This window comes from Stenotrophomonas bentonitica (genome assembly GCF_013185915.1).
GTDB classification, from domain to species: domain Bacteria; phylum Pseudomonadota; class Gammaproteobacteria; order Xanthomonadales; family Xanthomonadaceae; genus Stenotrophomonas; species Stenotrophomonas bentonitica.
Genome location: NZ_JAAZUH010000001.1, coordinates 2,245,689 through 2,268,237, shown reverse-complemented (window position 1 = coordinate 2,268,237; position 22,549 = coordinate 2,245,689). Strand labels below are relative to the sequence as shown.

General features: G+C 67.7%; 18 protein-coding genes. 7 read left to right on the top strand and 11 right to left on the bottom strand.

Annotation, left to right across the window (positions count from 1 at the left end; genetic code table 11):
• Positions 1–213: 213 nt before the first annotated feature.
• Entirely contained in the window at positions 214–522 is a 309-nt protein-coding gene (locus HGB51_RS10045; protein WP_171966799.1) for a helix-turn-helix transcriptional regulator, read from the top strand.
• Between the two features lie 33 nt (positions 523–555).
• Here HGB51_RS10045 and ubiK read toward each other — a convergent pair whose 3' ends face one another.
• Complete coding sequence (gene ubiK, locus HGB51_RS10040; RefSeq protein ID WP_070207080.1) at positions 556–822, bottom strand: ubiquinone biosynthesis accessory factor UbiK; 267 nt, start codon at positions 820–822, stop codon at positions 556–558.
• Positions 823–898: 76 nt separating this feature from the next.
• On the opposite strand from ubiK, the gene HGB51_RS10035 reads away from it, so the two are divergent.
• A complete protein-coding gene (locus HGB51_RS10035) occupies positions 899–1,237 on the top strand; it encodes a P-II family nitrogen regulator (protein WP_070207081.1) in 339 nt (112 codons plus the stop codon).
• Here HGB51_RS10035 and HGB51_RS10030 read toward each other — a convergent pair.
• Positions 1,234–1,881, bottom strand: a complete 648-nt coding sequence (locus HGB51_RS10030) for an RIO1 family regulatory kinase/ATPase domain-containing protein (protein ID WP_070207082.1) — start codon at positions 1,879–1,881, stop codon at positions 1,234–1,236. The two genes, HGB51_RS10035 and HGB51_RS10030, sit on opposite strands and share 4 nt — an antisense overlap.
• 327 nt (positions 1,882–2,208) lie before the next feature.
• Between HGB51_RS10030 and HGB51_RS10025 the strand changes: the two genes are divergently transcribed.
• Positions 2,209–3,114 (top strand): aspartyl/asparaginyl beta-hydroxylase domain-containing protein, encoded by a 906-nt coding sequence (locus HGB51_RS10025; RefSeq protein WP_070207083.1) that lies wholly within the window; start codon positions 2,209–2,211, stop codon positions 3,112–3,114.
• A gap of 123 nt (positions 3,115–3,237) precedes the next feature.
• Here HGB51_RS10025 and speE read toward each other — a convergent pair whose 3' ends face one another.
• Positions 3,238–4,092 carry a polyamine aminopropyltransferase gene (gene speE / locus HGB51_RS10020; RefSeq protein WP_070207084.1) on the bottom strand — a complete coding sequence of 285 codons (855 nt, stop codon included), beginning with the start codon at positions 4,090–4,092 and terminating at the stop codon, positions 3,238–3,240.
• Between the two features lie 152 nt (positions 4,093–4,244).
• Here speE and speA point away from each other — a divergent pair, with 152 nt between their 5' ends.
• Entirely contained in the window at positions 4,245–6,134 is a 1,890-nt protein-coding gene (speA, locus tag HGB51_RS10015; protein ID WP_070207085.1) for an arginine decarboxylase, read from the top strand.
• Positions 6,131–6,463 carry a DUF6122 family protein gene (locus HGB51_RS10010; RefSeq protein WP_070207086.1) on the top strand — a complete coding sequence of 111 codons (333 nt, stop codon included), beginning with the start codon at positions 6,131–6,133 and terminating at the stop codon, positions 6,461–6,463. Before speA ends, HGB51_RS10010 begins: the two co-directional genes overlap by 4 nt.
• Here the strand turns inward: HGB51_RS10010 and HGB51_RS10005 are convergent.
• From HGB51_RS10005 to HGB51_RS09995, 3 genes are read right to left on the bottom strand one after another with little or no spacing between them, the layout of a single operon-like run.
• Positions 6,449–7,774 (bottom strand): sensor histidine kinase, encoded by a 1,326-nt coding sequence (locus tag HGB51_RS10005; protein WP_070207087.1) that lies wholly within the window; start codon positions 7,772–7,774, stop codon positions 6,449–6,451. The genes HGB51_RS10010 and HGB51_RS10005 overlap by 15 nt on opposite strands.
• Positions 7,771–8,433: a response regulator transcription factor gene (locus HGB51_RS10000; RefSeq protein WP_070207088.1), complete on the bottom strand. Its 663-nt coding sequence runs from the start codon at positions 8,431–8,433 to the stop codon at positions 7,771–7,773. The genes HGB51_RS10005 and HGB51_RS10000 overlap by 4 nt, the downstream gene beginning before the upstream one ends.
• Complete coding sequence (locus HGB51_RS09995; protein ID WP_141739068.1) at positions 8,433–8,732, bottom strand: PepSY domain-containing protein; 300 nt, start codon at positions 8,730–8,732, stop codon at positions 8,433–8,435. The genes HGB51_RS10000 and HGB51_RS09995 overlap by 1 nt, the downstream gene beginning before the upstream one ends.
• Positions 8,733–8,852: 120 nt before the next feature.
• Between HGB51_RS09995 and HGB51_RS09990 the strand changes: the two genes are divergently transcribed.
• The gene (locus tag HGB51_RS09990; RefSeq protein ID WP_070207089.1) at positions 8,853–9,287 is read left to right on the top strand and encodes a PepSY domain-containing protein; all 435 of its coding nucleotides are present in this window, start codon (positions 8,853–8,855) and stop codon (positions 9,285–9,287) included.
• A 6-nt stretch (positions 9,288–9,293) separates the two neighbouring features.
• Here the strand turns inward: HGB51_RS09990 and HGB51_RS09985 are convergent, their stop codons facing one another.
• The 3 genes from HGB51_RS09985 to HGB51_RS09975 form a co-directional block, all read right to left on the bottom strand.
• The gene (locus HGB51_RS09985) at positions 9,294–9,794 is read right to left on the bottom strand and encodes a hypothetical protein (protein WP_070207090.1); all 501 of its coding nucleotides are present in this window, start codon (positions 9,792–9,794) and stop codon (positions 9,294–9,296) included.
• 87 nt (positions 9,795–9,881) lie between these two features.
• Complete coding sequence (locus tag HGB51_RS09980; protein WP_070207091.1) at positions 9,882–11,096, bottom strand: NAD(P)/FAD-dependent oxidoreductase; 1,215 nt, start codon at positions 11,094–11,096, stop codon at positions 9,882–9,884.
• A 6-nt stretch (positions 11,097–11,102) separates the two neighbouring features.
• Positions 11,103–11,597 carry a lipocalin family protein gene (locus HGB51_RS09975; protein WP_070207092.1) on the bottom strand — a complete coding sequence of 165 codons (495 nt, stop codon included), beginning with the start codon at positions 11,595–11,597 and terminating at the stop codon, positions 11,103–11,105.
• Between the two features lie 231 nt (positions 11,598–11,828).
• Here HGB51_RS09975 and HGB51_RS09970 point away from each other — a divergent pair, with 231 nt between their 5' ends.
• Positions 11,829–14,210 carry a DUF3772 domain-containing protein gene (locus tag HGB51_RS09970; RefSeq protein WP_084738881.1) on the top strand — a complete coding sequence of 794 codons (2,382 nt, stop codon included), beginning with the start codon at positions 11,829–11,831 and terminating at the stop codon, positions 14,208–14,210.
• A gap of 18 nt (positions 14,211–14,228) precedes the next feature.
• On the opposite strand, the gene HGB51_RS09965 is transcribed toward HGB51_RS09970, so the two are convergent.
• Together HGB51_RS09965 and HGB51_RS09960 are read right to left on the bottom strand one after the other, a co-directional pair.
• Positions 14,229–20,246, bottom strand: a complete 6,018-nt coding sequence (locus tag HGB51_RS09965) for a hypothetical protein (RefSeq protein ID WP_171966798.1) — start codon at positions 20,244–20,246, stop codon at positions 14,229–14,231.
• Between the two features lie 111 nt (positions 20,247–20,357).
• A complete protein-coding gene (locus HGB51_RS09960) occupies positions 20,358–22,460 on the bottom strand; it encodes a phosphoglycerol transferase I (RefSeq protein WP_070207407.1) in 2,103 nt (700 codons plus the stop codon).
• Between the last annotated feature and the right edge of the window lie 89 nt (positions 22,461–22,549).

Below are 22,549 nucleotides of genomic sequence, written 5' to 3'. Positions count from 1 at the left end.
CAGGTTTCCGGGTTGGTCGTGAGGTTGTACAGCGTGCCCGCTAGCGCATCGTCGTGATGTCAGCTGGTGGCGAACGACCTTGTAGGAAATTCGCTAGGCTGACTTGCAGAAGATCGGCCCTTGCCGTCTAAGATCTCGCCCCGAGCTGGTCTGAAAGCTGTTCAATACAAAATTAAATTCATCTTGAGAACGGAAGGACAAACTTAATCGGGTATGGCCAAGCGCACTCCACCAATGATGCCTCGCGCCCAGCGGCAACTAAAGTCCCTCGGTGAGCGGCTGCGTAAGGCGCGGTTGCGCCGGGAAATGACTCAAGCCGACATGGCCGCACGGGTTGGTGTGAGTGTTCCTACCATTGCAAAGCTGGAGGTCGGAGACAGTTCGACAAGCTTCTCCACCATCATTCGAGCATTGAGGGCGCTCGGGCTTGACGGAGACATCGACCTTCTTGCCAAAGAAGATGCGCTGGGGCGAGAACTTCAGGACACGCGTCTGCGTCGGCCGCCCGGGACTAGGCGATGAGCGTTGCGGCTCAACAATATGCCGCTATGCAGATCAGGGCGCCGGACGCTCCGGAGCGGCAGCGCCGGCTTCCAGTGCCGCCACGGTCTTTTCCAGCGCTTCCAGCTTCTCGCGGGTGCGCAGCAGCACCGCACGTTGCACGTCGAATTCTTCGCGCGTCACCAGGTCCAGCTTGCCGAGGCCGGCCTGCAGGGCGCTCTTGAAGGTGGCCTGCAGCTCCTCGCGGGATTGACGCAGGCCCGGCGGGACCATGTCGCTCAGGCGGCGTGCAAGGTCATCGAGCTGGTTGAGGTCAATCATGGGGATCTCTGCGGGTGGGGCTGGCCAGGCACTAGGATAGCGTTATCCTTGCGCCGCAGATCAAAGGAGCCGATAGATGAAGATGGTCATGGCGGTGGTCAAGCCGTTCAAACTCGACGATGTGCGCGAAGCGCTGGCCGAACGCGGCGTCACCGGGATCACGGTGACCGAGGTGAAGGGCTTCGGCCGCCAGAAAGGGCATACCGAGCTGTACCGGGGCGCCGAGTACGTGGTCGACTTCCTGCCGAAGGTGAAGATCGAGGTGGCGGTGACCGACGAGCAGGTCGAGGAGGTGGTGGAAGCCATCGTCAAGGCGGCTGGCACCGGCAAGATCGGCGATGGCAAGGTGTTTGTTTATGACCTTGGCAGCGTGGTGCGGATTCGTACGGGCGAGTTGGACGCGGACGCGCTCTAGCCCTTGAACCACCGATAGAACCGCTTCCAGGCCACCCGCACCCCGGCCACCCAGCGCGGGTCGGCCACCTGGGCTGCTTCGGCGGGGCTGGGGCGGGCGCCGGTCAGGCGCTGGCGCATCTTCAGCAGGTTCTTCATGTCGCTGCGGCGCAGCTGCCGTGATACCGGGTGAACCGGCAGCCAGCGCGGGCTGCGCCAGGCCGAGGTGAAATCCACCAGCACCGGCACGCCGCCGCTCACCATCACATTGGTGCCATGCAGGTCGTTGTGGGTGATGCCGGCCGCGTGCAGCCGGCCCAGCGCGTGCTGCAGCTGTTCGAACACTTCGATGCCGACCGACTGGGCCGCGCTCAGGGTCTGGCCGGGAATGAACTCCATGCCCAGGGCGAGGCCGCCGATGGTGCCAAGCAGGGCCGGGGCGTGCTTCCAGCCACTGAGACGCTGCAGGATGCGGGCCTCGCGGCGGACCAGCAGGCGGGCCACCGGGGACAGCGGGGTGCCGCGGTATCGGGTGTAGTCCTTGACCACGGCCGGCTGTCCATTCAGGCAGGTGCGGTAGACATCGGGTTCCAACAGGCGTTCGCCGCGCTTGAGCAGCTCGGCGGGGGCGGTGTCGTCGACACACGCAGCAACAGGGGTATTCATGACGTTCCAAGGCGACCCGGCGGTCGGCGCAAAGCGTCAGGCGTACCGGTGCTACTGAATGGGGGAGGGATGAAGGTTTCGTTAATTTTAGTACTCGGGAGTACACGAAACCAGTGTTTGTCGGAAAAATGTCGTAACCGGGGGTGGAACAGAGCGTCGCGCGTCTGAATGTCCCGTGGGGACTGGCTTGACCCAGGACCGGCTGGCCCGGACCATAGCGGGCTTGAATGCGCCCGCGCGGCAGTCCCGCACCTGACGGCACGTCTCCGTCGCGCCTGGCTTTCCCCCTTACACCTTCGGGTTCCGGCAGCGGCCGGTGGATGCTTGATGATCAAGATTATTGTGGTGGCCCTGTTCGTGGCCTGCGTGCTGTACGTGCACTACCGCGGCAAGGTCCGCGCGCGCTGGTCGCGCCAGTTGCTCGACCATTCCAGCTTCATGGCGCCGATCAACGTGGTCATGTACATGTTCTCCAAGGTGCCGACCACGCCGTTCCTGGATCCGGGCAAGGAGTTCCCGCAGTTGGAACCGTTGCGGGCGAACTGGAAGATGATCCGCGACGAGGCGCTGGCGCTGCGCGATGCGGAAAAGATCGCGGCCTCCAGCTCGTACAACGACGCCGGCTTCAATTCGTTCTTCCGCCGTGGCTGGAAGCGCTTCTACCTGAAGTGGTACGGACCGTCGCACCCGTCGGCCAAGTCGCTTTGCCCGCAGACCACCGCGCTGCTGGAGTCGATTCCGGACGTGCGCGCGGCGATGTTCGCGCAGCTGCCGCCGGGCAGCGAGCTGCGCCCGCACCGCGACCCGTTCGCCGGTTCGCTGCGCCTGCACCTGGGCCTGGCAACGCCGAACGACGACCGCTGCTACATCGAGGTCGACGGCATCCGCAAAAGCTGGCGCGACGGCGAGTGGATGATGTTCGACGAAACCTACGTGCACCACGCGCACAATGAAACCGAGGCGGACCGGGTGATCCTGTTCTGCGACATCGCCCGCCCGCTGCGCTTCGGCCTGCCGGGCCTGTTCAACCGTGCCGTGGCCGCCACGCTGCTGGCCGGCGGCGCTTCGCCGAACTTCCCGGGCGACCCGACCGGTGGGGTAAACAAGGCGTTTGGTGGGTTGTACAAGGTGCGGCTGAAGGCCAAGGCCCTGCGCGCGCGCAATGCGTTCGCGTATCACGCGATCAAGTGGGGGTTGGTGGTGCTGGTGATTGCGGGGATCTGGGCGATCTAGGATCGCCTGGAGCCGGCCGGCGGCCGGCACTACCGGATGCCCACGCACAAAAAAACCCGCGCCGTCACCGGCGCGGGTTTTTTCTTGCCGTAGTGCCGGCCGCCGGCCGGCTCCTCCGTAACCTCAGCTCTTCAGCGCAGCCTGCACGAACGGCGGGGTCACAAGAACTCCGGTATGCAGCGCAGCGGTGTAGTACAGCGTCTCGAAGCCCTTCGAGGCCGAATCCGCCTGGCGGAAGTCGAAGCTGCTCTGGCCCTTGCGCGCCAGGGTCACGCTCCACCAGCCGGTCGGGTAGCACGGCTGCGGGAACGGCAGGGTCTTGAACGACTGGAAGCCGGCCTTGCCCATCTCGGTGCGCATTTCGTTGATCAGGTCCAGCTGCATCAGCGGCGACTCGGACTGCTGCACCAGGATGCCGTCTTCCTTCAGCGCCTTGAAGCAGCTCTCGTAGAAGGCCTTGTTGAACAGGCCTTCGCCCGGGCCGACCGGGTCGGTGGAGTCCACGATCACCACGTCCACGCTGCCGGCCGGGCAGTTGGCCATGTAGGCCACGCCGTCGTCGAACATCAGCTCGGCGCGCGGGTCGTTGTTGGAATCGCACAGCTCCGGGAAGTGCTTCTCGGCCATGCGGGTGACCTGCTCGTCGATGTCGCACTGGGTCACGCTCTCCACGCCCTTGTGCTTGAGCACTTCGCGCAGGGTGCCGCAGTCGCCGCCGCCGATGATCACCACGCGCTTGGGCGCGGCGTGGGTGAACAGCACCGGGTGGCTGATCATCTCGTGGTAGAAGAAGTTGTCCTTGCTGGTCAGCATGATGGCGCCATCGATGGTCATCAGGTTGCCCCAGTCGGTGGTCGCGAAGATCTCGATCTTCTGGAACGGGGACTGGACCTCGTCCAGCTTGCCCTTCAGGCGATAGCCGATGGCCGAGCCGGTGCGCTCGAAATGCTCGATGTACCAGTTGGTGTTGTCAGTCATGGTGTAACAGTCCTGTTCGGAGAAGGTGGAGCCGGGGTCCGCGCCTGTTCAGGTTCAATCCCCGGGGTCGGGCGCGGGCGCGCATGATAACGGAGCTGTCGCCTGTTAGGCGTTATCATGCACCCCCTTTTTTACCAACCAGGCCCACTGAAATGACCGATTGGTCCCTCGACCAAGCCCGCAAGACCTACTCGATTCCGCATTGGGCGGATGGCTACTTCGACGTGGATCAGGCTGGACACATGGTGGTGAGACCGACTGGCCAGGACGGCCCGGTGGTGTCGTTGCCCAACATCGTGGACGCCGCGCGGGCAGGTGGGGCCAAGCTGCCGCTGCTGGTGCGCTTCCCGGACATCCTGGGCCAGCGCCTGGGCAAGCTGCAGGCCGCGTTCGGCCGGGCCCAGGCCGACTGGGACTACCCGGGCGGCTATACCGCCGTGTACCCGATCAAGGTCAACCAGCACCGGGGCGTGGCCGGCACCCTGGCCAGCCACCATGGCGAGGGCTTTGGCCTGGAAGCCGGCAGCAAGCCGGAGCTGATGGCGGTGCTGGCGCTGTCGCGCCCGGGCGGGCTGATCGTCTGCAACGGTTACAAGGACCGCGAGTACATCCGGCTGGCCCTGATCGGCCGCAAGCTGGGCCTGCAGACCTTCATCGTGATCGAGAAGCCGTCCGAGCTGAAGCTGGTGCTGGAAGAAGCCAAGGCGCTGGACGTGAAGCCGGGCCTGGGCGTGCGCATGCGCCTGGCCTCGCTGGGCGCGGGCAAGTGGCAGAACAGCGGCGGCGACAAGGCCAAGTTCGGCCTCTCCCCGCGCCAGCTGCTGGACCTGTGGAAGTCGCTGCGCGACACCGAATACGCCGACTGCCTGAGCCTGCTGCATTTCCACATGGGCTCGCAGATCTCCAACGTGCGCGACATCGCCAACGGCATGCGCGAAGCTACCCGTTACTTCGTGGAGCTGTCGCGCCTGGGCGCGAAGATCACCCACGTGGACGTGGGTGGCGGGCTGGGCGTGGATTACGAAGGGACCCGTTCGCGCAGCTTCTGCTCGATCAACTACGGGCTGGATTCGTACGCCGGCAACATCGTGCAGCCGCTGGCCAATGCCTGTGAAGAACACGGCCTGACCCCGCCGCGCATCGTCACCGAGTGCGGTCGCGCGATGACCGCGCACCATGCGGTGCTGATCGCCAACGTCTCCGAGGTCGAAGAAGCGCAGGAAGGCCGCGTGCCGGACCAGCACGACGACGAGCCGGCCGCGATCCGCCACCTGCGCGAGATCCATGCCGACCTCGACCAGCGCCCGGCGGTGGAGCTGTTCCAGGAAGCGCAGCACTTTCATGCCGAAGGCCTGGCCAGCTACGCGCTGGGCCAGATCGACCTGCCGCAGCGTGCGCGCATCGACGACCTGTTCTACGCCATCGCCCACGCGGTGCGGGCGCGCCTGAGCTACGACGAGAAGAGCCACCGCCCGGCGCTGGACGAGTTGAACGAGCGCCTGGTGGACAAGTACTTCGTCAACTTCAGCGTGTTCGAGTCGATCCCGGACGCGTGGGCGATCGACCAGGTGTTCCCGATCGTGCCGATCGAACGCCTGGACGAAGTGCCGCAGCGTCGCGGCATCATTGCCGACATGACCTGCGATTCGGACGGCATGGTGAAGACCTATGTCGAGAACGAGAGCCTGGACACCTCGCTGCCGCTGCACGCGGTGCGCCCGGGCGAAAGCTACCGGATCGGGTTCTTCATGGTGGGCGCGTACCAGGAAATCCTGGGCGACATCCACAACCTGTTCGGCGACACCGACGCGGTGGAAGTGCTGGCCGATGCCGACGGCTACGCCATCACCCAGCAGCGCCGGGGCGACACCACCGACGTGATGCTGGACTACGTGGGCTACAGCCTGGCCGACCTGCGTGCCAGCTACGCCGAGCGCGTAGCCGCGGCAAACCTGTCGCCGGAGCGCGCGCAGGAGCTGTCCGAGGCGCTGGAAGCCGGGTTGACCGGTTACACGTACCTGTCTGACGAGCCGCTGGTCTGAGCAGTCGCGCCATCTTCCATCTGTTCCTGCACGCCGCCATACCGGCGTTGCTGGCGTGGATGTTCTGGCGCAAGCGCTTCCTGTCGGCGTGGGCGCTGATGCTGCTCGGTTGGATCATCGACCTGGATCACCTGTTGGCTGATCCGATCTATGCGCCGAACCGCTGCAGCATCGGCTTCCATCCGTTGCATACGGCGCCGGCGATCGCGGTGTATGCGGGGTTGTGCGTTCCGAAGAAGACGCGGTTGTTCGGGATCGGGTTGATGATCCATATCGTGCTGGATGCGATTGACTGCTGGCTCATGCACGCGGGATCAGCCCGCGGGTAACACCAGCTCCGCGACCAATCCGCGCATCCCATTCCGCAACACCAACCCGCCGCCGTAACTCTCGGCGATATCCGCCACGATCGCCAAGCCCAGCCCGCTGCCCGGCGCGCGCTGGTCCAGCCGCACGCCGCGGCCGAGCACGCGTGCGAGGTCTTCCTCGGGCAGGCCGTCGCCGTCGTCGCTGACGGTGATCCGCAGCCGCTTGTCGGCCAGCGCAACGCCCACCTCCACCCGCTGCGCCGTCCACTTGCCCGCGTTGTCCAGCAGGTTGCCCAGCATTTCTTCGAGGTCTTCGCGCGCGCCTGCGAACACACCCGGTGCGTCGGCGGCGCACACGAACGCGACGCCACGCTCGCCGTGCACGCGCTGCATCAACCCGCACAGCGCGCTGACCACCGGCGCCACCGGCGTGCGCTGCTGGTGGTCAGCGGCCACGCCCAGCGCCAGGTAGCGGTCGATACTGGCCTGCATGCGTGCGGTCTCGCTGCGCAGCGTCTGTCGCCAGTCGGTGCCGGCACCTGCGGCTTCGGTGGACAGGACGGTCAGCGGCGTCTTCAGGGCGTGGGCCAGGTCTTCGGCACTGCGTCGCGCGCGCAGCACCATGCGGCCGTGGTGGTCCAGCAACGCATTGAGCTCGGCGGCCAGCGGCGCGACTTCACGTACCAGGCCCTGCTGCGGAAAACGCACGTCCTCGCCGTTGCGCACCTGCTCGGCAATGCGCCCGAGTCCTGTCAGTGGGCGCAGCCCGTAATGCACCTGGGCCACCAGCACCGCAAACCACAGGGCGATCAGCACCATCAGCGCCAGCGCGGTACGTTGCCGGAAGACCGTGACCTGGGCATCCAGCTGGCTGCGGTCGGTGGCCACGACCACCCGCAGCGGCAGGGCGGCACGGGGCAGGGTGACCTGCTGCGCCATCGCGCGCAGCGGCTGCTGCAGCGGGCCGCTGGTATCGAACGACCGGGCCGGGCCGGTACGCAGCTTGGCCGGCGCAGGCAGCGTTTCGTCCCACAGCGAGCGCGACTGCCCCAGTGGCTGGCCCCGCGCGTCCTGCAACTGCCAGTACGCACCGGAAAACACCCGCCGGTACCGCTCGCCGCGCAGCTCGTCGCGCACCTGCACGTTCCCCTGCGCGTCCACCTCCAGCAGGGCCAGCACCGCGAGCAGGTCCGTGTTGAGCTGCTGGTCCAGGGTGGACTGCGCGGAGCGCTCGTACATCGCGCCCAGCCACCAGGTGGCCAGTGCCGAGACCAGCACCATGCCCAGTCCACCGGCCAGCAGCAGGCGGCTGCGCAGCGAACGGGTGTTCATGGCTGCGCCGACAGGCGGAAGCCCTGGCCGCGGTGGGTGTGGATGAGCGTGCTGCCGAGTTTGCGGCGGATGCGGCCGATCAGCACGTCCAGGGTGTTGGAGTCGGGATCGAAGCCGGACTCGTAGACATGCTCGCCCAGCCGCGAACGGCTGATCACCACGTCCGGGTGGTGCATGAAGTAACTCAGGATGCGGTGTTCCTGCGGGCTCAGCGGCAGCAGCACCCCGTCCAGTTCGAAGCGGCCGGCGTTGACGTCCAGCCGCAGCGGGCCCCACTGCAGGCGCGGGCTGGCATGGCCGGCGCTGCGCCGGATCAACGCGCGCAGCCGCAGCAGCAGCTCCTCGGGCTGGAACGGTTTGGTCAGGAAGTCATCGGCACCGGCGTCGAAGCCGGCCAGCTTGTCGTGCCAGCGCGTCCGCGCGGTCAGCACCAGCACCGGGAAATCGCGCCCGGCCTGGCGCCAGCGCTCGATCACGCTCAGGCCATCAAGACCGGGCAGTCCAAGGTCGACCACCGCCGCGGCGATGTCTTCCACCTGGCCCTGGTACTCGGCGTCCACGCCCTCACTGCTGTGCACCACCACGTACCCGGCGTCTTCCAGCAGCAGCTGCAGCTGGCTGGCGAGCAGGGCATCGTCCTCGGCAAGCAGGAGTCGCATCAGTCCTCTTCCATCTTGAGCAGGCGGCCGCTGGTCGCATCATAGTCCAGCTCCATCACCACGCCGTTGGGGCCGAGGATCTCGATCTCGTACTCGCCGTCGTCCAGTTCGACCTCCAGCAGCTGCCCGGGGTAGCGGCGCAGGGCGTCGCGCACCACGGTTTCCAGCGGGACGTAGCGGCCCTGCTTGACTGCCTGGCGCACCGCGTCCTGCTGGCGCGCACCGCCGTCCAGCACCCGCATGGGGTCCTGGGCCGAGGCGGTCAACAGCAGGGGCAGCAGCAGCGCGAGGGTATTCATGGCCATACGGTATACGCGGGACCTTTAAACGGGTCCTAACAGCGGGCCTCATGCTGCGCTTAAGGGCGCTTGCCAGACTGGCGGTGCCGGGATGATCCGGTCTCTTTCCAGGAACACCCCATGAACAAGCTGATCCTTGCCGCCGCGCTGGCGGCCACCTTCACCACCGCCCCGGCATACGCCGCCTCCCTGAACGCCGCCGAGGTGCAGGCCAAACTGAGCGCCGCCGGCTACACCCAGGTCATGGAACTCGAGCGCGACGATGGCGTGTGGGAAGCCGATGTCATCCGCGCCGACGGCCGCCTGGCCGAAGTGATCGTCGACCCGGCCAACGGCGAGATCTTCGATCCGCTCAGCGGCCGCCCGATGCTGGAGGCCGGGCAGATCCTGAGCCTGGCTGGCAAGGCCGGACTGACGAAGATCGAGTCGGTGGAACGCGATGGCGCCACCTGGACCCTGGAGGCGCGCAATGCCCGCAACCAGCGCGTGGACGTGCGCATGAGCGGCCATGACGGGCGGATCATTTCCACCCAGCGCGACAACTGGTGGGACTGAGCCGGCTTACCAGCCGACCGGCGGCGGACCGCCCCAGTAGCCGGGGCCGTACCCGCCGTAACCACCCCCATACGGTCCATAGAAGCCAGGGCCCTTGCCCTCGCTGATCTGGATGTTGAGGTTCATGTTGCGGGTCTTGCCTTCGTCGTTGGTGTAATTCTTGTTGAGGTTCAACTCGGCCGCGTTGTAGTGCGTGTTGCCGAAGTTCTTGGCATAGCCGATCCCGGTGGTGATGCTGCCGTTGACCCGCAGCTTGTCGTCGACCACGTCGGCGATGCGGTTGCCCGCCGCATCGCGCGATACCGCGCGGCGGCCGCTCTTGTCGCCGTAGAAGGTGCCGGGCGGGTCGCCACGCAGGGTGGGGTCGTTCATGTACTGTAGCGGCTTCTGCGGCAGCGACAGGTCAAGGTCGGTGGCCGACTGCGGGCCGGTGGCACCGGCCGCGGACTGTGCCAGCACGACGCCGGGGGCCAGCAGCAACAGCAGCAGGGAAAGCGGGCGGATCATGGTGGGCTCCGGGGCAAGGCAAGGCGGCCGACAGCGCTGACGCTAGCAGCCGTTGCTTGAATGATGCCTGTAGTGGCGCCGTTTGGGTCAGCGCTCCAGGCGCTCGAACCCGAACAGCCCGGCCAGCGGGTGGCGGCGGCGCTCGATCTGCGCCCGCAGCAGCTCGGCACCGATCATCGAATAGGTGATGCCGTTGCCGCCGTAGGCCATGGCGAACAGGACCCGGGGCCCCCACTGCGGGTGCGGTCCGAAGAACGGCAGCCCGTCTTCGGTTTCGGCGAAGGTGCCTGCCCAGGAGAAGGCGGGCTGCAGCGGCAGGTGCGGGAACAGTTTGCCGACCTGTTTGAGCAGGGTGCCGGTCTTGCCGGCAACGCGGCGGTCGCGCCGGGCCGGAATGTCCACCGTGTCGTCTTCGCCGCCGACCAGCAGCCGGTGGTCGCCGGTGCTGCGCATGTACAGATAGGGCCGCGCCGACTCCCAGACCATGGTGTCGGCCAGCGGGCCGAGCAGGTCCTTATCGATCGGGTCGGTGATGAAGGCGTAGCTGCTGCGGTTGCGCGCCACCTTCTGCTTCAGCCAGTGCTGACCGGCGTAGCCGGTGGCCAACACCACGTGGCGGCTGCGGATGCGTACCCCTTCCGGCGTGGTCGCGGTGACCCCGCGTGCGGTGGACTCCAGGCTGTGCAGTACGGTGCGGTCGTGTACCGCGCACCCGGCCTTTGCCAAGCGCATCAGTAGACGATAGGTGAGCTGGTACGGGTCGACCCGGGCAGCCAATGCACTGAGGATCGCGCCGGGTGCGGGTACGCCGTACTCGGCGCGAACCGTATCCGCGTCCAGCCAGCGCACGTCGAAGCCGTGCTTCCGGCGCAGATCGAATTCGTCCTGCAGGACCGAACGGTGGCGGCGCTTGCTGGCGTAGTAGAGGCTCTGCATCGGCTGGCAATCCACGCCGCGGAACCCGGCCGACACCACGCGCAGTGCCGGGATCGCCTCGGCGCAGGCGCGATAGGCCTTGACTGCATCCGCCTCACCGAAGCGTTTGGCCAGGTCGATCAGATGGGTGTCGATCTCATACTGCAGCAGCGCGGTACTGGCGGCCGTGCTGCCCCAGCCGATGTCGCGCTGCTCGACCAGCACCACGTCATGGCCGTGCGCACACAGCTCATTGGCGATCAGTGCGCCGCTGATGCCACCGCCCACCACCAGCACGTCGCAGCTGCGGTCTTCGCGCAGCGGTGGGAAGGCATGCATCAGCCCGTTGCTGACCGCCCAGAAGGGATAGCCGCTCTTGAGGTCCATGCGCGATCAGGCAGTGGGATGGCCGGTGTGCGGGGTGCGGATCAGCGGGGTCAGGTCGAAGCCCTGCAGGCGCGCCACTTCCAGGTAGTGCTCGGCGGTGGTGGCATCCAGCGTGGGCTCGCGCCCGAGCAACCACAGATACCTGCGATCCGGGCTGCCGACCAGGGCGACGCTGTAGTCCGGCGCCACCTGGATCACCCAGTAGTCGCCCTTGGTGAAGGGAATCCAGCGCAGGCCTGCCGGCAGGAAGCTCACTTCCAGGCGTGCGGGGTCGTCACCGACCGGAGTGGCTTCGCCTTCGGCTTCTTCGACCTTGTCGCCGATCCGGCAGCGATTGCGCACCGCCACGTGGCCGTTGTCCTTCAATGCGTAGTGGGCCGTGACATCGGTGCAGTCTTCCGGCTCATGGGACATCGGCAGCCGGGCGAGTTCGTACCAGGTACCGAGGTAACGCGGCAGCTGCAGGTTGGCAACGGTTTTCAGTTCGGAATGCGTGGTCATTGAGTGCCCCCGTAGTGGAAGTGGACGCCACGATGCCGGGGCCGCCGCCATGGCCGGGTGAAGCCTGAACGATGCGATTTACACATGCATACCCGGTGTGAACAGGGCTCGGTTTATAGTCCCCGGCAGGCGCGGTGGTCCGCGTGAACTCCAGGTGCAGGTTTGTCTTTCCGTCCTCGTAATTCCCTGCTGCGGCCGCTGGCCGCGTTGCTGCTGAGTGTCTGGCTGTGCATGGCCCCCGGGGCCTGGGCGCAGGCCACCGACGATCCCACCGCGCAGCCCAAGGCGCAGCTGTCCCAGGCCGGCAAGGAACTGGACGCGATCCGTGACGCGCTGGCCGACGCCGAAACCCGCGAGACCCTGAGCTCGCTGTTCGACCGCGCCATGAAGGTACAGCGTGATGCCGATGGTGCGCAGGGCGCCCTGCAGCCGGAGCTGGACCAGCTCGACAACCGCCTGACCCAGCTGGGCACGGTGCCCGAGGGCACGGTGGAAGCGCGCGAGCTGGCCCAGCAGCGCAAGGCACTGACCCAGCAGCGCGCCGACATCGCCTCGGCGATCGCCCGCGCCAAGCTGCTGGGGGTGGACGCAAAGCAGCTGGGCGCGGACATCGAAAAGATGCGTGTCACCCAGTTGAGCGAAGATCTCGCCCGCAAGGTGAACTCGCCGCTGTCGCCGACCCTGTGGCGGCAGTTCGCCAAGGACGTGCCGGCCGACATGCAGCGGCTGGGCGCGCTGTACCGGCAGGGCGAAAGCACCGCACGCAAGGCCATTGCCCAGCACGGCTGGGGTGCGCCGCTGACCGGCCTGGTGCTGGCGCTGTTGATGTTCTTCCCGCTGCGGCTGTGGCTGCGCGCGGCCGGGCGACGCTACGCGGCTTCTGAACGCGCTCCGGATGGACGCCTGCGCCGGTCCGGGCTGGCGGTGTGGTTGCTGCTGGTGGGCACGATGCTGCCGGGCCTGGCCGGGGTGGTGTTGATCGGTGCACTGGATGCGATCGGCGCGATTCCACCCCGCCTGCAGAACGTGGCGATGAGCCTTCAGGTGGCCACCTTCATCGCGGCGTTCATCACCGCGCTGAGCGCCTGCCTGCTGGTGCCCAAGCGCCCTTCGTGGCGCCTGCTCAACCTGGACGACACCGCCGCCTGGCGGCTGCGCAAGTACGCCTGGGGCGCGGCCGGCCTGACCTGGCTCAGCGTCGTGCTGGTCGCGCTGAACCGCGCGGCACGCACCAGCACCATCACCACCGTGGCGGTGGATGGCCTGATCGCGATCACCTACATGGCGCTGATCATTGCCATCCTGATCTCGCTGGCACGCCTGCACCGCCGCCAGACCGACGAAGCCGCCGCCAAGCTGGAAGCGCAGGCGCAGGCCGATCCCAATGCCAAGCCGAAGGGCCCGCCGCGCCGCAGTGGCTGGATCGTGGTGGCGCGCCTGGCCGGCCACGTGGTGGTGGCAGCTGCAGTGATCGCTACCCTGCTGGGCTATCTCAACCTGGCGCTGTTCGTCGGCCAGCAGCTGGTCTGGGGCGCGGTGGTGCTGATGGCCGCCTCGCTGCTGATGAAGTTCGCCGACGACCTGGCCACCTGGCTGCTGTGCCCGACCAGCAGCATCGGCCGCACCGTGCTGCTGACCACCGGGCTGAGCGAGTCGCGCGTGGTGCAGGCCGGCGTTCTGCTGTCGGCGGCGCTGCGCATCGGCGTGATCCTGCTGGCGGTGATCGCGCTGACCGCACCGTTCGGCAACGTCAGTGCGCTGTACGGTGGGCTGGATACGTTGTCCAAGGGGATCAGCCTTGGCGACAACCTGACCCTCAAGCCCAGCAACATCCTGTACGCGGTGCTCGCCTTCCTGCTGGTGTGGGGCGTGATGCAGGCGTTCCAGCGCTGGCTGAGCGACACCTACCTGCCCAAGACCGAGCTGGACGCTGGCGCGCGTAATTCGATCAGTACAGTCACGCGCTACCTGGGCATCATCGCGGCGGTGCTGTGGGCCTTGACCGCGCTGGGCATCGGTTTCGAAAAGCTGGCGCTGGTGGTGAGTGCGCTGTCCGTGGGTATTGGTTTCGGCCTGCAGGCGATCACCCAGAACTTCGTGTCCGGTCTGATCCTGCTGGCCGAGCGGCCGGTGAAGATCGGCGACTGGGTCAAGCTGGGCGACCAGGAGGGCGACATCAAGCGGATCAATGTGCGCTCCACCGAGATCCAGGTGGGCGACAAGTCGACGCTGATCGTGCCGAATTCCGAGCTGATCACCAAGACCATCCGCAACATGACCATGGGCAACGCGCAGGGCCGCATCCAGATCCAGTTCACCGTGCCGCTCAGTACCGACGTGGCGCTGGTGCGGCAGATCCTGCTCGATGCGTACACCGACCATGTGGGCGTGCTGGCCGACCCGGCGCCGTCGGTGTTCATCGACTCGATCGCCAACGGCCAGGTGGCGATCAACAGCTTCGCCTACACCTCCGGCCCGCGCGCGGTGTACGGCGTGCGCAGCGACCTGTACTTCACCATGCTCCAGAAATTCGCGGAAGCCGATATCGCGCTGTCCGCGCCCACCGACATCCACCTGGTGCGCGACCCGTCGCTGCCACCGGAAACGCCCTGACCGCACCTGCGGTCCGCCTTATCGGTGGGCCGCAGGTATCCCCAGGGCGCGATGGTCGGGCAGCACCACCACGGGCGGCTGCAGTTCGCCCTGTTCGGCATCGCCTTCTTCGTCGGAGGCCTTGCCGCCCTGCTTGATCGGCTTGAGCGCCTTGCCCGGCGACACATGCGGGGTGCGCGGGCTGCCGCCCACCTTGATCAGCATCCCGGCCGCGTTGCCACCTTCGCCCAGCCGCTCCTGGAACGCCGGTCCGTACAGGGTCAGCGTGGCGGGGTCGACCAGGTGCAGGGTCCGGCTGCTCCCGGCGAGCGGCGGCGGCGCCACCAGCGCACCGGGAATGCCGTCCACGGTGCGCACCTTGATCTCATACAGCGGGGACGCCAGCGAGCTGCCTTCCTTGGCGATGGCCATGCCTTCGCGCATCGCCCAGCGCATGCCCAGGGCGCGCGCCGGTGGTGGCTGTCGACCCATCAGCTTCCACAGAAAGCGAAGCCTGCCGCGCGCCACGCGCTGGACCACGCTGACCCCCAGGCCCATCAACGCTACGCTGCCAGCCGCCGGGTTGAGCGCGTCCACGGTACCGCGCCCGACAATCTTCGAGAGTTCGGCAAGGCGCGCGCTGGTCAGCTTCGCTCCCGGCCTGGCCAGCGCCTTGGCTACGCTGCCGAGCACCGGGCCGAACACGATCACGGCTTCAAGATAGAACCCGAACACCGCGAACGCGACTTCGTTGCGGTTCTTCGATGACATCCGGCGCAGGTTCTCCACGAATGGCACGATGAAGTCCGCGGCCCTGAGCCAGAGCGGAGCGTCTTGCATGTGCGCTTCATAGCCGGTGATGGCGAAGCCTTCGCGATGGAAGCTTTCCTGCTCGAGCCAGAAGAACTCCCGTTGGACGGGGTCGACCAGGGCATGGAACGGTGAGCGGGTGGCGTTGTCGTGGTCGCCCGCGCGCGGTGGCGCCAGCAGGGGTTCGACGATCACGTTCGACAGCTTGCCGGCGGTCGGTGCCTTGTCGCTGGAAAAGGCATCCCAATCCACCGGCAGGGGCGTGCCGCGGCGGACGTATACGGTGGCCGTGTTTCCGCTGCGCAGGCGCACCTTGCGCTTCTGCAGCTCGCCGCCCAGCGGCAGTGGTCCGTCCAACGGCAGCGGCACGATCCGGCTCTGCAGCGGGAACAGCTGGAAGTGACGCAGCTGCCCGGTCACGTTCAGCGAATAAACCACGCCAAAGCGGCCCCGATACGGGTCGGTGTCGTTGCGGGTTTCCTGCCCGGCTTCCAGGTCCGGCTCATGCGTGCGCAGGGTAAACACCTGCACGTCGCCGCGGCGCAGCGCATCGCGCTCCGCTTCCGGCCGCTGGTACAGCGCCTCTTCGATCAATACCCCGTAGCCACGTTGCGCCTTGCGGAAGTACCCGTCGAAGCGGTGTTGATAGCGCGCATTGATGTCGGCCAGGCGCCGCAGCGCGGGCTTCATCTGCACAAAGGCGTCCTGCAGGGCGGCCTCATAGCGGGGATTGCCCGGCGCGCGGTTCAGTGGGGTGTCTGGAACGAAGGTGCGGCACGGCCGCCAGCGATCGCTGCTGTTGCGCAGCGCCCCGGCTGCGACCAGTTCGAAGAATGGAAAGCTGGGGCCAAAGTGGTTGTCGTCGTGGCAGAGCAGGAAGGCGGTGGAATTCCAGGCATGCTCGGCGAGCACGCCGGGGAACGTCGGGAACAGGCGGTGGATCTCTGCCTCGACCAGTGGCATGCGGTAGGGCAGCGGGGCCAGCACGTCCGCTACCGCGTGCTCGATGTCGGCCACGCGCTGTTCGAACGCCAGCAGTGCGGCTTCCATGCGTGCGGAGCGACGCAGCGGTCGTGCCGAGTTGCGTTCCAGCTGGCGGAACACGTACCAGTCCTGGGTCGGCAGGCGTCGCGCCTGAAGCGTCATCTGCTTGACCAGTTCCGGCACGTCTTCTCCCTCCATGAGGTCGGCCGACAGGGTCAGCAGTTCGCTGAAACGCATCTGCTGCGACAATCCGCGGCGGATCCGTTCGGCCAGATGCACGCCGCAGACGAAATGAATCGAGGCGATGGTGTTGGCATACACCAGGTTGGGTGGCACGTCGCGCGCCAGCAGCTCCGGCGCGGCATCCTGCAGCGCCAGCGTTGTTGCCATGCCCAGCATCGAAGTGGGAATACGTCCCATGCTGCGCAGGTAGTCGAGGAAGTCCAGCCGGATCTGGGCGAACGTGCGCCCCCAGTTGGAGGGCTTGTGCAGGCGGTAGCCCAGCAGCACGCGCGCGTCGCGGTTGGAGGGCGGGCCCAGGTCGAGCACGATCGCCACCCGCATCAGGCTGGCCAGCAGGGTCGGGGAGGTGGGCGCATGGGTGCTGCCCTGGTACCAGCCGAGCGCGCGCAGCAGCGCGGTCTGCAGCACCTGCGCGCGCGGCGTGCGCGCCATGGCGGCGATGAAATGGCTGGCGCGGTGGACCTGGTCCCAGGCCATCTCACCGCGCTCGATCAACGGCCGCGCCAGGTACTCCAGCAGGGTCTGCTCGCCCGGCGCGCGCTGCGCGAGGAAGGCGGTGGTGGTGGCGCGGACCTGTACAAGGTCGTTGGCATCCAGCGCATCCCACGCATGCAGCAGGTCGGCGCGCATGCCCAGCCGAAGTTCCGCCAGCAGTCGTTCCACGCAACGTGCCGCACCGTCGAAGTGGGTTTCCTCTTCGGGTCCGCAGCCGCCGTGCGCGGTGAGGATGTCCGAGATATTGACCCGACCGTCGGAGCGGACCTGCCCCCCCAGGTGGTAAGCGACCGCACGCACGGTGGCCAGCTGCGCTGCAGCGTCAGGTGCGTGTTGCCAGCGGTCGTTGCGATCGAGCGGGTGCAGCACACCTGCCGCGTCCAGCGCCGTCACGTTGCCGTCGATATCGACGCTGATCCAGCGCGGGACCCACTGCTGGCGCTGCAGCGCGGCCTGCAGCCCCGGCGAGGCCAGCAGCGCGGCGAAGGCCTGCAGCGCCGGGTACAGGGTGCTGGTGGTGGTAGTGCCCAGCGCCGCCCGATGGTCCTCGCCGGTGGCGTCGGGATGCTCGGTGAGCAGCTGGCCCAGGTCCTGCAGTTCGTTGCTCGCCTGGTGCCAGGCCGACTGCGGGGGCGAGTGCTGCACCCAGCTCTCCTGCACCCGCGCGATGGCCAGCAACAGGTGGGCCTGTGTGCACAGGGTGGGCACCGCGCACGGCAGCGCCGAACGGGGCGGCAAGGCGCCATGGAACTGCAGCGCATTGCCCAGCGGCACTGTCGTACCCGATGAGAATCGGCCCAACCGGTCTGTCATGCGGTACAGCGCTTCCAGCCAACCCGACAGCGGCGGCGCAAACCTGCCAGGCAGGCCGTCGGCGATGATCACGCTGCGCCCGCCGCCGCGCACCTGCGCGGTAAGCCCGTCGGTGCCGACCCGCAGGGTGGTGAAGGTTGCATTCTGGCGGCGCATTGCCAGCCAGATGTCGGGCTGCTCGAAGACAAGGCGCAGCTGCTGCTGTGCCTCGCGCCATGCGGCCAGCAGCGGCGAGGACGCGGTGGGGGCCAGGCTCTGCTGTTCGAGCGCCTCCTCCCAGGTGTAGGGCAGCGCGTCGAAGCGCTCCCACAGGCGGTACAGCAGCCGCTGGTGATCCTGCTGAGCCAGGGCGTCGCTGCGTTGGCCCCACTCGATCGCCACGCGACGCGGTTCGGGCACCGGCGGCGGTGACGGTGCCAGTTGCCGTTCGAGTGCGGCCAGGCAGGTGTCGAACGGTGCATCGTCGATCGGCGCGGCGGGCAGCGGTGCGGCGTAGTAGGCCAGCATTTCCGGCACCCGCAGTCGACCGTCCGAACGCACTGGAGCATGCAGCAGCGTGGCCAGGCCACGCAGCAGGCTGTCGATCGAGGCCAGGGCCGCAGGCGGATCACCGGCATCGAACAGCGGCACGCTGCGGGTGCCCTGCAGGCCGCGCGCCAGCACCGGTCCCTGCGCCGGGTACTCCAGCTGCGCCGGGTCGGCGTGCTGGTGCCAGCACTGCGCGATCACGTCGGCGTGCTGCGAAACCTGCAGCAGCAGGCTGCGGGCCAGCGCCATGTTGTGGCCCAGGTGCGAGCGTGGATCGGGCCGCCAGCTGCGCCAGATGGGTTCCAGCCCGCGGATCGGCGCTGCTTTCAGCGCCCGCACGTCCTGCTCGAGCGCCAGCAGCGTGGTGGTCTCGTTGGTGGCGGCGGTCTGCCCATCCGGCAACTGCAGCAGCCGCTCCAGGTGCTGGATGGCGCTGTCGATCGCCAGCGGTCGCTGCGTGCCGGTGGACGCCGGGTGGCCCAGGTAGAACCCGAGCGCGCAATCGAGGCGGCCGGGCACCGCGTTGTCGAAACATCCCCCGGCGCTGCGCACGATGCGCTGCAGGTCCAGCAGCAGTACCTCGGTGGGCGTCGACCAGGTGTTGATGCCTTCCGCATCGAACTGCGGATGCAGCTGGATCACCGTGCCGGAGGTCGCGCGTGCGGCATGCACTTGACCGTCCGCCACCCGGATCGTCGACGGCGGCGTGCGCTCGGCGTACAGGCGCTGCTGGAAGTCGTCCTGGCGGTAGAGCCAGCCCAGCTGTTCGCGTATTCCGAGCAGCGCCATCGCCAAGGGTGAGCCGGCGGCGGGAGTGAACGCGGTGCGCGGGATCATCACGCTGCCCTGCGTGACGGCGGCATCGCGCAGCGACCAGAGCGCTTCGATCAGGGCCACTTGGTCCTGTGCCGCTGCCTCGGTCTGCCCTGCAGTTGCCGTATCCAGCGAACGAACCGGGCGGCGCGGCGGCGTGGGTTCGCTGTCGGTGGCCGGTGGTGCGTCGGTGCGAAATACAGGTTCGAATGGCGCGCTGTTCGTGCCCGGTGCCGAGGTGGTGGCCGTGTTCAACGCCCAGGTGGCCAGACCGGCAGCGGTCGTCGAAGCGGCCACGCCCACGGCAAGGGCTGCGCCGCGCTGCCGCCCTAGTTGTCGCGCCAGCGCGGGCAGCGTGGCTGCGCCGGCCATCGCCACCGGTAACGCGGGGTGCAGCAGACGCGTGGAGGCAGCCGCACTTGTAATCGCCAGCGCCGTGCAGGGAAAGGGAGACGACGCAGCATCGGTGAGTGCGGGCGCGACAGGCGCGAACAACGCGCGCGCGCCAGTGCCCAGCCGGTCCAGTTGGTCCAGCGCAGCGGGCAGCCGGGCCAGCCGCTGCCCGACGGTCGTGGTCGGTGGTGCAGGGGCCTGCTGCCGGAACCACAGCGCCCACACCGTGCCGAGCAGCAGCAGGCGCAGCGGCGCGGACGGCAGTTCCAGCGCCCGGTGCAGTTCGCGATGCCCGGAGGCGGCCTGCTGCAGCGTGCCGTCCAGCCAGTGCGGCAGCAGTGCGATCAGCGGTTCGACCCACGCGCCACCGCGCAGCGAGGGCAGCGGCAGCTGGCATAGCCATTCCAGCCAAGGCAGTGCGCTCCGCGCGTGCAGCAGCTGCGGCAGCGCCGCGGCCTGCTGCGACCACGCCAGCAGGCGCGCGCCCTCCGGGCCCAGTGCCGCATTGCTGACGGCGTACAGCGCCAGCCCGGCCGCGCGCCTGCACTGCAGCTGGCCCAGCCCGCGGAGCAGCGCTGCTACCACCCGGCTGCATTCCTGTGCCCACGCGTCCGGCGTCGGCAGGGGCACGGTGGACTGGGCGGCTAGTGCGGTGTCGAGCGCCGCGGGTCGGGCCGCCAGCGGCGCATCCTTCAGCACGGCCGCCAACTGCATGCCCAATGCCTCCGGCGAGGTGGTGGCGAGTGCGTCGCGGAGCCTCGCTTCAACGCGGGTGAGCTCGGAGGGAAGCAGCGGGCAACGCCGCAGCAGGCGTGTCAGTGCAGGGGTGAGCGGGACGTCGGTCGTGTCGTTACCACCGTCCCATGCCGCGTTGCGCAGGCTGACGGGCGCCACGCCGGGTGTCGGTTCCATCGGTGCAGGAACAGCACTGGGCGGCGGCGCCGCAGGACGGCTCGCGCCCTGCAGTGGGCCCAGCATGATGTGCTCCCCGGATCGACAGCGGCGGGCGCCGATTCTGCCGATCCGGCACCGATCAGGCTGTGCGGGTCATCCCAGAATGAGCCCGTTGTGCGACGCGCCGCGCCACTTTCAGCCGCGATTGCCACGTCGTGACGGAATCAGCGCGAACGTGTCGACTGCCAGCTTCTCGGCATGGTTCAACCAGGCGCGGATCTCCAGGTCATCCACTTCGTGATCCAGGCCGACAGGAACGGTGATGCGGCCCTCGGCGTCGGGCTGCACCCACTGCTGCGCCACCACGACCTTGCGCTTGGAGGACACCGCTTCGATCCAGAAGCCACGGTCGGGCGACTGTTTCGCGACCAGCTGCAGCATGTACTGGCCGGCGCGGGTGCGGCGGCCTTTCTGGGTAATCATGTGCGCCTGGCGGATGCTGGGGCGCGGGCCATTGAACGGGTCTAGTGGCGCATCCACGGCGAAGCCCTCGCGCAGCTGGTCGTCGCGGTAGAGCTTGATGCCCTTGTCGCGGTTGACCAGCATCGCGCACCAGTCACCGTCGGCCGAGCCGTCCTCGAAGGCGGTACAGCGGTCCACGTAAGCCAGCGTATTGGCCGGGTCGGCCAGGTCGAACTGCTTGGAGGTGTTTTCCAGGTAGACCGACTTGAGGTCCCAGGTCTTGTCGTACTCCAGAAGCACCGGCGGCTGCACGTGCTGCAGGCCGATCACCACCTGGTTGTCCTCGTCGATGCGCAGCTGGCGGGTCTTGTCGCCCAGCCACAGCGAGCGCGAGAACGCCAGGTAGCGCGGGAAGTCCTTGCCGCCCTCGCGGAACGCGGCGGCACTGGCGCTGTTGGACTGTTCCGGATGCAGCAGCGAACGGCCAAAGCCGATCTCACCGATCCCGGGGTCGACCAGGCTGAGCAGGGTGGCGCCCGAATCCAGGGTCGAGCCATTGCGCGCGGCCAGCTGGCGCGGTGCGATGTCCTTGCCCAGGAACAGCAGCAGGTTCTCGCGCTTCTGCTTGGCCAGGATGTGGCTCAGGTCGTTGGGCATGGCCAGGTGGTCGGAGGCGATCACGATCAGGGTGTCGTCGCCGTAGGCGCTGGCCTGGATGCGGTCGACCAGTTTCGAGATCAGCACGTCGGTGCACTTGAGCGCATTGAGCATGCCGATGTTGCCGTACTCACTCTGGTAGCGGGTGCGCTTGCACGCCACCGGCAGGTGGCCGGCCGGGTGGTGGGTGTCCATGGTCAGCGTGGTCAGCATGAACGGCTGGCCGGCCTTGGACAGCTGCATGAAGCGGTCGAACGCCTTGTCCAGCAGCACGTCGTCGTGCACGCCCCACGGCGAGAAGTGCGCACGCGCGATCTTCTGCTCCTTGAACCAGGCCAGGTCGTCGACCGCGTCGAAACCGTGCGTGGCCAGGAACTGGCCCTTGCCGGCAAACAGCCCGTTGGCGCCGCCCATGTAGTGGTTGGTGTACCCCTGCTGCTTGAGATAGTCGCCCAGGCACACCGCTTCGGGCAGGAAGCTGCCCATGCGGTCCATGCTGTTCTCATCGCCCTGCGCGGTGGTCAGCGGCACGCCGCACATGGACGACACCAGTCCGGCGATGGTCCAGCCACCGCCTTCGGCCGAGACCAGCCCACGCACGTCCAGCGACTGGCCGGCCAGGCGATTCAGGTTGGGCATCAGCCCCGGGAATGTGGATTCATCGAGATAGGTGCGTTCCAGGCTTTCGCCGTAGATCCACACGATGTTGCGCGGCGCGCGCAGCGCCTGCTGCGGGACGCGATACTCCGGCGCCACCATGCTGTAGTCGACCGGACGCGTCTGCTGGTACAGGCGCTGGCCGTCGCGATACAGCGGGCTGACCCCGATCGCCACTACCCACAGCGCAAGGAAGCCGGCAAATACGCTGCGGCCATGTGCGGTGCGGTGCCAGCGCTTGATCCGCGGGGTGAGCAGCGGCAGCAGCGACAGCAGGACCAGTGCGATGAAGCCGGCGATGTAGCCCTTGAAATCGGAAACGCCGGCGCCTTCCATGTCCGCGCCAAGGTGATACAGCGTTGCTGCATTCAGCCCGTCGCCGGACAACTTGTTGATCAGCCACCACGCGCTGAGCGCCAGCAACAGCACCGACATCAAGCTGGCCTTCCACCATGCCCAGCGACCCGAGGCAAGCAACAGCCAGGTGAGCAGCAACAGCGACAGCAGCAGGATCCAGGGCATAGGCATCATCGGCAGCGGAGACGAACCGGCTGCCAAGCACACCCACATGACAGGCCGATGACCCGATCATGCATGCACGAACCTGACTG